The sequence below is a fragment of the Streptomyces sp. NPDC002499 genome (assembly GCF_053595415.1).
This window is the reverse complement of record NZ_JBSFXO010000007.1, coordinates 341,806-353,717: the sequence shown is the minus strand read 5'-3', so window position 1 is coordinate 353,717 and position 11,912 is coordinate 341,806. Positions and strand designations below refer to the sequence as shown.

Genomic DNA, 11,912 nt, shown 5'->3' with positions numbered 1-11,912 from the left:
GAACGGATCACTGCCCCGTCCGAGCCGCTCGAACACCCAAGATCGCCACCCGCGGCCACCCCGGCGCGATCGCCCGGCGGGCACTCAGAGCGAGGCGCGCAGCCACTGCTCCACGCTCGCGATGTGCACCGTCGCCCACGAGCGCGCCGCCTCCGCGTCCCGGTCGTGCAGGGCGGCCAGGATCGCCCGGTGCTCGCGCAGGGTGCGGCTGACCGCGTCCTCCTGGGTGAGACCGCGCCAGATCCGGGCCCGGGTGGTGGGCCCCGACAGTCCGTCGAGCAGCGAGCAGAGCACGGAGTTGCCGGAGCTCTGCACGATGCCCCGGTGGAAGTCGAGGTCGCAGGCGACCAGCTCCTCCACCGACGGCGCGTCGCCCAGCTTGTCCAACTGGGCGGAGAGCGCCCCCAGTTGCTGCTCGCTGATCCGGGAGGCGGCCATCGCGGTGGCGGCCGGCTCCAGGATCCGCCGTACGGCCAGGAACTCCAGGACCGTGTCGTCGCGGTGGAAGTCGACGACGAAGCTCAGCGCCTCCAGCAGGAGTTGCGGGTCCAGGCTGGTCACGTACGTGCCGTCGCCCTGGCGCACGTCCAGGATCCGGATCAGCGACAGGGCCCGCACGGCCTCCCGCAGGGAGTTGCGGGACAGGCCCAGTTCGGCGGCGAGTTCGCTCTCCTTGGGCAGCCGGTCCCCGGGGCGCAGCGCGCCGGAGACGATCATGCCCTTGATCTTTTCGATCGCCTCGTCGGTGACTGCCATGCCCGGCCTCCAAGTCGTCCCCGCATGCCTGTTAAGACATCCGATGTCTCACGCCATTATGGCGGTTCAGTGGGCTGAACGGGACGCCGAATGCGCAGGTCGCCACGATCGGGTCGCCGTTCAGGCCCCGTTCGACTCCGCCAGCAGCCGCAGCGCCTCCAGGGACACCACCGCACCGCGCTCGACGCCCGCCGCGACGACGTCCCGGTGCGGGTCGTACCCACCCGTGGCCTCCTCGTCGACCAACTCGTCGGCATTGGCCCCGTCGATCACGACGACCCCGCCGGCCACCAGACCCCGCAGCGACGCCGTGACCAGCAGCGCGGACAGCTCCATCTCGATCGCGGCAAGACCGGCACCCTGGTACGAGAACAGCGGGAGCAGCCCCGGCTGGAAGGCCGCCCGCGTCCACACGATCCCCCGATGGTGCGGGGCACCCGCCTCGCGCGCGGCCCGCTGGAGCGCCAGCACCGCCTCGGGGGAGGCGTACGCCGGATACTCGGGCGGCAGCAACTGCTGCGTCACCCCGTCGTCCCGCACGGCCGCCTCCGCGATCACCAGATCGCCGTCACCGATCCCGGCCTTCATCGCCCCCGCAGTACCGAACCGCAAAAAGGTCCGCACCCCCGCGTCGGCCAACTCCTGAAACAACAGAACCGCCCCCGGCGCCCCCACCCCGTGCGAGGCCACGGTCACCGGCAGCCCCTTCCAGCTCCCCCTGAACACCCGGTACTCGCGGTGGTACGACACCTCTTCGACGTCGTCCAGCAATCCGGCGACGGCCGCGGCCCGCGCCGGATCACCGACGACCAGGGCACGTGAGGGAAGCCCGGTGCGGGGCACGCGGGTGACGGGCGAGAGGTCCTGAGGCATGGAGTGGCTCCGGAAAATGGAACGGTGACGTCTTGACGCCAGTAGGGCAGCACCCTAGGGGCGCGGGGAACTGCGCGACCAGCCACACACGACCCGCACCCGGCACGAAAGAGCGGCCCCCACGACGAGGAGCCGCCCATCCCACACCAACGTCACTCCTTGTCGAGCAGATCCTGAACCTTCGCGCGAACCTCGTCCGTGGCCAGCCCCCGAATCGTCAACGTCGTACGCCTGCGCAGCACATCGTCCTGCGTCTCGGCCCACTCGTTGTCCCGCGCGTACACGACCTGCGCCCAGATCTCCGGCGCGTCAGGATGCACCCGCTCGCCCAACTCAGGGTTCTCGTTCGCCAGCCGCGCGATGTCGAACGCCAACGACCCGTAGTGCGTGGCGAGATGCTTCGCCGTGTCCGCGGCCATACGAGGACCGGGCGCCGGACTGTCCACCAACAGGCGGTGCGCGACCGCGCGCGGGTTCGCCACACCAGGCAGCGGCAACTTCTTCGGCAACGACGAGATCGGCTCGAAGTCGTCGCCCAGCGGGTGCCCCGGAAGCGACTCCAGCTGCTTCATCACCGTACGGCCGATGTGCCGGAAGGTCGTCCACTTGCCGCCCGCGACGGACAGCATCCCGCCCCGGCCTTCCGTGACGACGGTCTCCCGCTTGGCCTTGGCCGTGCTGCCCGGGCCGCCCGGCAGCACGCGCAGACCCGCGAAGGAGTACGTGATCAGGTCGCGGGAGAGCTGCTGGTCCCGGACCGAGAACGCGGCCTCGTCCAGGATCTGGGATATGTCCTGCTCGGTGACCGAGACGTCCGCGGGGTCGCCCTCGAACTCCTCGTCGGTGGTGCCCAGCAGGAGCATGTCCTCCCAGGGCAGCGCGAAGGTGATGCGGTACTTGTCGATCGGGGTCGCCAGCGCGGCCTTCCAGGGCGCCGTCCGCTTCAGGACGAGGTGCGCGCCCTTCGACAGACGGATCGACGGGGCCGCGTTCGGGTCCTCCAGCTTGCGCAGGTGGTCGACCCACGGGCCGGTGGCGTTCAGCACCAGCCGGGCGTTCACGCCGAACTCGTCGCCGGAGGTGGCGTCGCGCAGCTCCGCGCCGGTCACCCGGCCCTGGGTGAAGCGCAGGCCGGTGACCTGGGCGTGGTTGAGGACGACGGCGCCCGCCTCGACAGCCGCGCGGACCGTCATCAGCGCCATGCGCGCGTCGTTCATCTGGTCGTCGCCGTACACGGCCACGGCCTTGAGGTTCTCGGTGCGCAGCTCGGGCACGTCCTGCGCCGCCTTGGCGGGGGAGAGGAGGTGGCCCACGCCGTCACCGAACGCGGAGAGCGCGGAGTAGGCGAAGACGCCCGCCCCGAGCTTCGCCGCGCCGTGCGGCCCGCCCTTGTACACGGGGAGGTAGAAGGTGAGCGGGTTCGCCAGGTGGGGGGCCACCTGGCGGGAGACCGCACGGCGCTCGAAGTGGTTCTCCGCCACCAGCTTCACCGCGCCGGTCTGCAGATAGCGCAGACCGCCGTGGAGCAGCTTGGAGGAGGCGGAGGAGGTGGCGCCGGCGAAGTCGCCGGCGTCGACCAGAGCCACCCGCAGACCGGACTGCGCGGCGTGCCAGGCGGTGGAGATGCCCAGGATGCCGCCGCCGATGACGAGAAGGTCGTACGACGCCTTGGCGAGCTGCTCCCGGGTCTCGGCGCGGCTCGGGTTGGAGCCGGAGGCCGGGCGCGTGCCCAGGGCAGGCACGGACTGCAGGGTGGACTGACTGGTCATTTCGGGTTCTTACTCCTCGTCAGAGCTCTGTCCGAGCTCGTTCCAGAGCCGGTTCAGCTCTCGTCGTCGTCGAGCCAGCCCATGGTCCGCTCGACGGCCTTGAGCCAGCTCTTGTACTCACGGTCGCGCTTCTCCGCGGCCATGTTGGGGGTCCACTCGGCGGCCCGGCGCCAGTTGGCGCGCAGGTCGTCGGTGCTGGTCCAGAAGCCGACGGCGAGACCGGCGGCGTAGGCGGCACCGAGGCAGGTGGTCTCGGCGACCATCGGGCGCACCACGGGGGCGTCCACGAAGTCGGCGAGGGTCTGCATCAGCAGGTTGTTGGAGGTCATGCCGCCGTCGACCTTGACGGCCGCGAGCTCGACGCCGGAGTCCTTGGTCATGGCGTCGGTGATCTCACGGGTCTGCCAGGCGGTGGCCTCCAGGACGGCGCGCGCGAGGTGCGCCTTGGTGACGTACCGGGTCAGGCCGGCGATCACACCGCGGGCGTCGGAGCGCCAGTACGGGGCGAACAGACCGGAGAAGGCCGGCACGAAGTACGCGCCGCCGTTGTCCTCGACCGAGAGCGCGAGGGTCTCGATCTCGGCGGCGGTGGAGATCAGGCCCATCTGGTCGCGCATCCACTGCACCAGCGAACCGGTGACGGCGATGGAGCCCTCCAGGGCGTAGACCGCCTTCTGGTCGCCGATGCGGTAGCCGACCGTGGTGAGCAGGCCGTTGTAGGAGTTGACCGGCTTCTCACCGGTGTTCATCAGCAGGAAGGTGCCGGTGCCGTACGTCGACTTGGCCTCGCCCTCGGCGAAACAGGTCTGGCCGAACAGGGCCGCCTGCTGGTCGCCGAGCGCCGAGGCGACCGGGATGCCGCCGAGCAGGTCGCCCAGCTTGCCGCCGGTGACCTCGCCGTAGACCTCGGCGGAGGAGCGGATCTCCGGGAGCATGTTGAGCGGGACGCCGATGGACTCGGCGATCTTCTCGTCCCACTGCATGGTGTGCAGGTTCATCAGCATGGTGCGGGAGGCGTTGGTGACGTCGGTGACGTGCCGGCCGCCGTTCACCCCGCCGGTCAGGTTCCAGATGACCCAGCTGTCCATGGTGCCGAAGAGGATGTCGCCCGCCTCGGCGCGCTCGCGCAGGCCCTCGACGTTGTCGAGCAGCCAGCGGGCCTTGGGCCCGGCGAAGTAGGAGGCCAGCGGGAGGCCGGTCTCGCGGCGGAAGCGGTCCTGGCCGACGTTGCGGCCGAGCTCCTTGCAGAGCGCGTCGGTGCGGGTGTCCTGCCAGACGATGGCGTTGTGGACGGGCTCACCGGTGTTCCTGTCCCACAGCAGCGTGGTCTCACGCTGGTTGGTGATGCCGATGGCCTTGATGTCGTCGCGGGTGATGCCGGCCTTCTGGATGGCCCCGGCGACGACCTCTTCGACGTTGGTCCAGATCTCGGTGGCGTTGTGCTCGACCCAGCCCGGCTTCGGGAAGATCTGCTCGTGCTCCTTCTGGTCGACGGAGACGATACGGCCGTCCCGGTCGAAGACGATGCAGCGGCTGGAGGTCGTGCCCTGGTCGATGGCGGCGATGAACGGTCCGGCGGTGTGCGCGTCGGTCACTGTGTGCTCCTGGGGTTCCGTGGGTGGAGGGCGGCTGTCTTACGGCGCGGTGCTGATGAGCGAGTACGGCTCGGTGCGGCTGTGCACTCGGTGCTCTTAAGCAAAGGCGACGTTGTAGATGCCTGCAGCGATCGCGCCGCCGATCAGCGGACCGACCACCGGGATCCAGGCGTAGCTCCAGTCGGAGCCGCCCTTGTTGGGCAGCGGCAGGAGAGCGTGCACGATGCGCGGGCCCAGGTCACGGGCCGGGTTGATCGCGTACCCGGTCGGGCCGCCGAGCGACAGACCGATGGAGACGACCACGAACGCGGTGATCAGGGCGCCCAGGGTGCCCAGGCCGTCGCCGTTGGCGTTCAGGCCCTGCGTGAGGATGGCGAGGATCAGGACGACCGTGCCGATGATCTCGGTGGCGAGGTTCTGCACCACGTTACGGATCTCGGGGCCGGTGGAGAAGATGCCCAGGACCGGTCCCGCGCCCTTCTCCTGCGCCTCCACGGCCTTGGCGGACGTGGCCTGCGCACCCGGACCGCCGACGATCTCGCGGTCGGTGAGGTGCGCCTGGAACTGGCCGTAGTAGGCCACCCAGACCAGGGTCGCGCCGATCATGGCGCCGAGGATCTGTCCGCCCCAGTAGATCGGCACGTTGTCCCAGCCGCCGTCCTTGATGGCGAGTGCGAGCGTCACGGCCGGGTTGAGGTGGGCACCGGAGAGCGGTGCCGAGATGTATACGGCCGTCATGACGGCGAAACCCCACCCGAAGGCGATGGCGAGCCAGCCGGCGTTACGTGCCTTGGAGGCCTTCAGCGTGACGGCGGCGCACACGCCACCGCCCAGCAGGATGAGTACGGCGGTACCTATGGTCTCGCCGATGAAGATGTCGGAGCTGGACACCCGCGACTCCTTTGTCCTTCGTCCAGGGGACCGAACCCCGGGTCCCTCCGGGAGTTCGAGCTGCTCTCGGGGTGAGAGCGTTACCGGCCCTTGGCGTTGTCACACTCTAACGCGTATTGCCGGTAGGTGTTCGACAATGTCGACCGATGGACGGGAGTCTCGCTCCGGCGTTACGTGTGCGTCAAGGGTTGTGTTGTCCAAACCGCGATCGTTACTGATTGCTGTGAGTCGTCGATCCCGGCCTGGGGCGTCCGTCAAGTGTCGCCCCATATGTCCATTTCAGGGTATGGCTGAAGCCGGAACACCGACATGGTGTTCCGGCAGCTCACACCGACTTCTCAGAACCGGCCGCCACCGAGGTCGCGGGAGACCGAGCGGGCGCAGTCCCGCACCGCCGCGATCAGCTCGGGCCGCAGCGCACTCGGATCGTCGGACCGGCACACCCGCTCCACCGCGCCGGCGATGCCGACCGCGCCCACCGGCATGCGCCGCCGGTCGTGGATGGGGGCGGCGACCGAGGCCACGCCCTCCCAGGTCTCCTCGACGTCGGCCGCGTAGCCGCGTGCGCGGGTGAGGTCCAGGATGTGCTCGAAGTCCGCCGTCTCCGAGACCGTGCGGTCCGTGAAGGGCTTGCGGTCGGCCTCCAGCGCCTCGCTGTGCGCCACCGGGTCGTACGCCGCCAGGACCTTGCCCAGGGCCGTGGAGTGCAGCGGCTGCATGGCGCCGATCTCCAGCACCTGGCGGCTGTCGTCGGGCCGGAAGACGTGGTGCACGATCAGTACGCCGTGCTGGTGAAGGACGCCGAGATAGACGCTCTCGCCGCTGGAACGGGCCAGGTCGTCGGTCCACACCAGCGCCCGCGCGCGCAGCTCGTGCACGTCCAGATAGGTCGTCCCCAGGCGCAGCAGCTCGGCGCCCAGCTGGTACCGCCCGGAGGCGTCGTCCTGCTCGACGAAGCCCTCCTGCTGGAGGGTGCGCAGGATCCCGTGCGCGGTCCCCTTGGCCAGGCCCAGCGACGAGGCGATGTCCGAGAGGCCGAGCCGCCGCTCGCCGCCCGCGAGCAGGCGCAGCATCGCGGCCGCCCGTTCGAGCGACTGGATGTTCCGTGCCATCGCCCTGCTGCCTCCGTCCCCTCGACCGTCGGGCGTGCTTCCTCGCCGCCGCCGTTCGGCAATGTCGAACACTACCGGTCCATGCCGACCTCCCGCCAACGGTCTGCCGGTTCCGGTCGCGTCACCCGTATGTCACTCGCGCGTCACTCGTATCCCAGGAGTGCTCCGCAGGTCATCCTCGTCCGTCCCGTGGACTCTCGGTCCACGGGACGGCGGACCCGGTTACCCTGGCGAGGTGCGCCCACCGCGGACAGTTCCACGGACCGCGCAAAGCCGACAGCCGTCGCACCTAAAGGGAGCCCTTTCATGGCCTCGTCGCCACTGACCCCTTCCGCCGACAGCCGGACCCGTGTGTCCGCGCTCCGTGAGGCGCTGGCCACCCGAGTGGTGGTCGCCGACGGAGCGATGGGCACCATGCTGCAGGCCCAGGACCCCACTCTTGAGGACTTCGAGAACCTCGAGGGCTGCAACGAGATTCTGAACATCACCCGCCCGGACATCGTCCGCTCGGTCCACCAGGAGTACTTCGCCGCGGGCGTGGACTGCGTCGAGACGAACACCTTCGGCGCCAACCACTCCGCGCTCGGCGAGTACGACATCCCCGAGCGCGTGTACGAGCTGTCCGAGGCCGGTGCCCGCATCGCTCGCGAGGTCGCCGACGAGTTCACCGCCGAGACGGGAAAGCAGCGCTGGGTCCTTGGCTCCATGGGACCCGGCACCAAGCTGCCGACGCTGGGCCACGCCCCGTACACCCTGCTGCGCGACGCCTACCAGCGGAACGCGGAGGGCATGCTCGCCGGCGGCGCCGACGCGCTGCTCGTCGAGACCACCCAGGACCTGCTCCAGACCAAGGCCTCGGTCCTGGGCGCCCGGCGCGCCCTGGACGCGCTCGGCGTCAGTGTCCCGCTCGTCGTCTCGGTGACCGTCGAGACCACCGGCACCATGCTGCTGGGCTCCGAGATCGGCGCCGCGCTCACCGCGCTCGAGCCGCTCGGCATCGACATGATCGGCCTGAACTGCGCGACCGGCCCGGCCGAGATGAGCGAGCACCTGCGCTATCTCGCCCGCCACTCCCGCATCCCGCTGTCCTGCATGCCGAACGCGGGCCTCCCGGTCCTCGGCAAGGACGGCGCCCACTACCCGCTGACGCCCCCGGAACTCGCCGACGCCCAGGAGACCTTCGTACGCGAGTACGGCCTCTCCCTGATCGGCGGCTGCTGCGGTACGACCCCGGAGCACCTGCGCCAGGTCGTCGAACGCGTCCGGGGTCTCGCGCCGGCCGAGCGCAACCCCCGCCCCGAGCCCGGCGCCGCCTCCCTCTACCAGACGGTCCCGTTCCGTCAGGACACCGCCTACATGGCGATCGGCGAGCGCACCAACGCCAACGGCTCGAAGAAGTTCCGCGAGGCCATGCTGGACGGCCGCTGGGACGACTGTGTGGAGATGGCCCGCGACCAGATCCGCGAGGGCGCCCACATGCTGGACCTCTGCGTGGACTACGTCGGCCGCGACGGCGTCGCCGACATGGAGGAACTGGCCGGCCGCTTCGCCACCGCCTCCACCCTGCCGATCGTGCTCGACTCCACCGAAGTCCCGGTCATCCGGGCCGGGTTGGAGAAGCTCGGCGGGCGCGCGGTCATCAACTCCGTCAACTACGAGGACGGCGACGGCCCCGAGTCCCGCTTCGCCAAGGTCACCAAGCTCGCCCAGGAGCACGGCGCCGCGCTGATCGCGCTGACCATCGACGAGGAGGGCCAGGCCCGTACCGTCGAGCACAAGGTCGCCATCGCCGAGCGCCTCATCGAGGACCTGACGACCAACTGGGGCATCCACGAGTCGGACATCCTCATCGACACCCTGACCTTCACCATCTGCACCGGTCAGGAGGAGTCCCGCAAGGACGGCATCGCCACCATCGGGGCGATCCGCGAACTCAAGCGCCGCCACCCGGACGTGCAGACCACGCTGGGCCTGTCGAACATCTCCTTCGGCCTCAACCCGGCCGCCCGCATCCTGCTCAACTCGGTCTTCCTCGACGAGTGCGTCAAGGCGGGCCTGGACTCCGCGATCGTGCACGCCTCGAAGATCCTGCCGATCGCCCGGTTCACCGAGGAAGAGGTGCAGACCGCCCTCGACCTCATCCACGACCGCCGCGCCGAGGGCTACGACCCGCTGCAGAAGCTGATGGCCCTGTTCGAGGGCGCCACCACCAAGTCCCTGAAGGCGGGCCGCGCCGAGGAGTTGGCCGCCCTCCCGCTGGACGAGCGGCTCAAGCGGCGGATCATCGACGGCGAGAAGAACGGCCTGGAGGCCGACCTCGCCGAGGCGTTGGAGACCCGCCCCGCCCTCGACATCGTCAACGACACGCTCCTGGACGGCATGAAGGTCGTCGGCGAGCTGTTCGGCTCCGGCCAGATGCAACTGCCGTTCGTGCTCCAGTCCGCCGAGGTCATGAAGACCGCGGTGGCCTATCTGGAGCCGCACATGGAGAAGTCGGACGCCGAGGGCAAGGGCACCATCGTGCTCGCCACGGTCCGCGGCGACGTGCACGACATCGGCAAGAACCTCGTCGACATCATCCTGTCCAACAACGGCTACAACGTGGTCAACCTCGGCATCAAGCAGCCGGTCTCCGCGATCCTGGAAGCCGCCGCGGAGCACCGCGCCGACGTCATCGGCATGTCGGGGCTCCTGGTCAAGTCCACGGTGATCATGAAGGAGAACCTGGAGGAGCTCAACCAGCGCGGTCTGGCGGCCGACTTCCCCGTCATCCTCGGCGGTGCCGCCCTCACCCGCGCCTACGTCGAGCAGGACCTGCACGAGATCTACGAGGGCGAAGTCCGCTACGCCCGCGACGCGTTCGAGGGTCTGCGCCTGATGGACGCGCTGATCGGCGTCAAGCGCGGTGTGCCCGGGGTGACGCTGCCCGAGCTGAAGCAGCGCCGGGTGCGCCCGGCCGCCGCCGCTGCGGAGGTCGAGGAGCGGCCCCAGGAGGGCCACGTCCGCTCCGACGTCGCCGTCGACAACCCGATCCCCGAGCCGCCCTTCTGGGGCACCCGCGTCATCAAGGGCATCCAGCTCAAGGAGTACGCGAGCTGGCTGGACGAGGGCGCGCTGTTCAAGGGCCAGTGGGGCCTCAAGCAGGCCCGCACCGGCGACGGGCCGACGTACGAAGAACTCGTGGAGACCGAGGGCCGGCCCCGGCTGCGCGGTCTGCTGGACCGCCTCCAGACGGACAACCTCCTCGAAGCGGCCGTCGTCTACGGCTACTTCCCCTGCGTCTCCAAGGACGACGACCTGATCCTCCTGGACGAGCGGGGCAACGAGCGCACCCGCTTCACCTTCCCGCGGCAGCGCCGCGGCCGGCGGCTGTGCCTGGCCGACTTCTTCCGGCCCGAGGAAGCGGGGGAGCCCGACGTCGTCGGCCTCCAGGTCGTCACCGTCGGCTCCCGCATCGGCGAGGAGACGGCCCGGATGTTCGAGGCCAACGCCTACCGCGACTACCTCGAACTGCACGGCCTGTCCGTCCAGTTGGCCGAGGCGCTCGCCGAGTACTGGCACGCGCGCGTGCGTTCGGAACTGGGCTTCGCCGGTGAGGACCCGACCGACGTCGAGGACATGTTCGCCCTGAAGTACCGGGGCGCCCGCTTCTCGCTCGGCTACGGCGCCTGTCCGAACCTGGAGGACCGGGCCAAGATCGCCGACCTGCTCCAGCCGGAGCGCATCGGCGTACACCTCTCCGAGGAGTTCCAGCTCCACCCCGAGCAGTCCACGGACGCGATCGTCATCCACCACCCGGAGGCGAAGTACTTCAACGCACGGTGAAGTACGTGGCCACACGGTGAACAGTGCGCCTCGTGAGTCGGCTCCGCCGAGCACACTGATCGGATAAGTCGTACACTGGTCGGTCCACCGCAGGCCGGTCGCCTCTCTGTGAAAAAGAGGCGACCGGCCTGATCGTCCCTCAAGGAGGTGCGCCAGGATGACCAGTACGGTCCCCGCGCTCGGAACCCGTACGGCCGAAGGCTCAGCCCTACAAGCCGTACTCCTCGACATGGACGGCACCCTGGTGGACACCGAGGGCTTCTGGTGGGACGTCGAGGTGGAGATCTTCGCCCGCCTCGGCCACCCGCTGGACGACTCCTGGCGCCATGTCGTGGTCGGCGGCCCGATGACCCGCAGCGCCGGCTTCCTGATCGAGGCCACCGGCGCCGACATCACCCTCGCCGAGCTGTCCGTGCTGCTCAACGACGGGTTCGAGGACCGCATCGGACGCACCCTGCCGCTGATGCCGGGAGCCGCCCGACTGCTTGCCGAACTCTCCGAGTACGAGATCCCCACGGCCCTCGTCTCGGCCTCGCACCGGCGCATCATCGACCGCGTGATCGCCTCCCTCGGCGCCCACCACTTCGCGCTGACGGTGGCCGGGGACGAGGTGCCGCGCACCAAGCCCTACCCCGACCCGTATCTGGCCGCCGCGGCCGGACTCGGTGTGGATCCGGCCAGATGCGCCGTAGTCGAGGACACGGCGACCGGGGTCGCCGCGGCCGAGGCGGCGGGCTGTCACGTGGTCGTGGTGCCCTCGGTGGCGCCCATCGGCCCGGCCGCGGGGCGCACGGTGGTGTCCTCCCTGGAAGACGTCGACCTGACATTTCTGCGCGGACTGATCACCGCCCGATGACGGAAATGCCACGGCCGTTCACCCAGCGTGCAACATCGATACGGCGGTAATTCCCCGAGCCCGCGTGCGGAGGAATTGGAATCGCGGCGGATGGCCGAATTCCGGTACTGACCAAGGTCATTTGGAATGTGAGGTTCCCCACTTTCCCGAGGGTCGACAGTCGGGGTGGCGTGTGCTGTTCACCCCGTTTCGGGCGTCGTCGACGTGCCCTTGTGTCCCGATTGATGGAACGCTG

Annotated in this window: 8 protein-coding genes; 2 read left to right on the top strand and 6 right to left on the bottom strand. The window is 69.7% G+C overall.

The genetic code is table 11. The annotated features are described in order from the left end of the window. Nucleotides 1-84: 84 nt before the first annotated feature. The 6 genes from ACWD5F_RS21695 to ACWD5F_RS21670 all read right to left on the bottom strand — a co-directional run bounded on the left by ACWD5F_RS21695 (nucleotide 85) and on the right by ACWD5F_RS21670 (nucleotide 6,996). Nucleotides 85-756, bottom strand: coding sequence for a FadR/GntR family transcriptional regulator (locus ACWD5F_RS21695; protein ID WP_124002679.1), 672 nt, complete (start codon nucleotides 754-756; stop codon nucleotides 85-87). Nucleotides 757-876: 120 nt separating this feature from the next. After that, on the bottom strand, nucleotides 877-1,629 hold the full coding sequence (locus ACWD5F_RS21690; RefSeq protein WP_451256413.1) for a nucleoside phosphorylase: 753 nt from the start codon (nucleotides 1,627-1,629) through the stop codon (nucleotides 877-879). A 152-nt stretch (nucleotides 1,630-1,781) separates the two neighbouring features. Then, nucleotides 1,782-3,398, bottom strand: a complete 1,617-nt coding sequence (locus ACWD5F_RS21685) for an FAD-dependent oxidoreductase (protein WP_451256411.1) — start codon at nucleotides 3,396-3,398, stop codon at nucleotides 1,782-1,784. A 53-nt stretch (nucleotides 3,399-3,451) separates the two neighbouring features. Continuing rightward, nucleotides 3,452-4,993, bottom strand: coding sequence for a glycerol kinase GlpK (glpK, locus tag ACWD5F_RS21680; protein ID WP_401724867.1), 1,542 nt, complete (start codon nucleotides 4,991-4,993; stop codon nucleotides 3,452-3,454). Between the two features lie 96 nt (nucleotides 4,994-5,089). Next, on the bottom strand, nucleotides 5,090-5,884 hold the full coding sequence (locus ACWD5F_RS21675) for an MIP/aquaporin family protein (protein WP_401724870.1): 795 nt from the start codon (nucleotides 5,882-5,884) through the stop codon (nucleotides 5,090-5,092). 338 nt (nucleotides 5,885-6,222) lie between these two features. Continuing rightward, nucleotides 6,223-6,996: an IclR family transcriptional regulator gene (locus tag ACWD5F_RS21670; protein WP_451256409.1), complete on the bottom strand. Its 774-nt coding sequence runs from the start codon at nucleotides 6,994-6,996 to the stop codon at nucleotides 6,223-6,225. A gap of 306 nt (nucleotides 6,997-7,302) precedes the next feature. Between ACWD5F_RS21670 and metH the strand changes: the two genes are divergently transcribed. Together metH and ACWD5F_RS21660 are read left to right on the top strand one after the other, a co-directional pair. Then, nucleotides 7,303-10,821 carry a methionine synthase gene (metH, locus tag ACWD5F_RS21665; RefSeq protein WP_451256407.1) on the top strand — a complete coding sequence of 1,173 codons (3,519 nt, stop codon included), beginning with the start codon at nucleotides 7,303-7,305 and terminating at the stop codon, nucleotides 10,819-10,821. Between the two features lie 157 nt (nucleotides 10,822-10,978). Further along, nucleotides 10,979-11,677: an HAD family hydrolase gene (locus tag ACWD5F_RS21660; protein ID WP_401724878.1), complete on the top strand. Its 699-nt coding sequence runs from the start codon at nucleotides 10,979-10,981 to the stop codon at nucleotides 11,675-11,677. Nucleotides 11,678-11,912 lie beyond the last annotated feature (235 nt).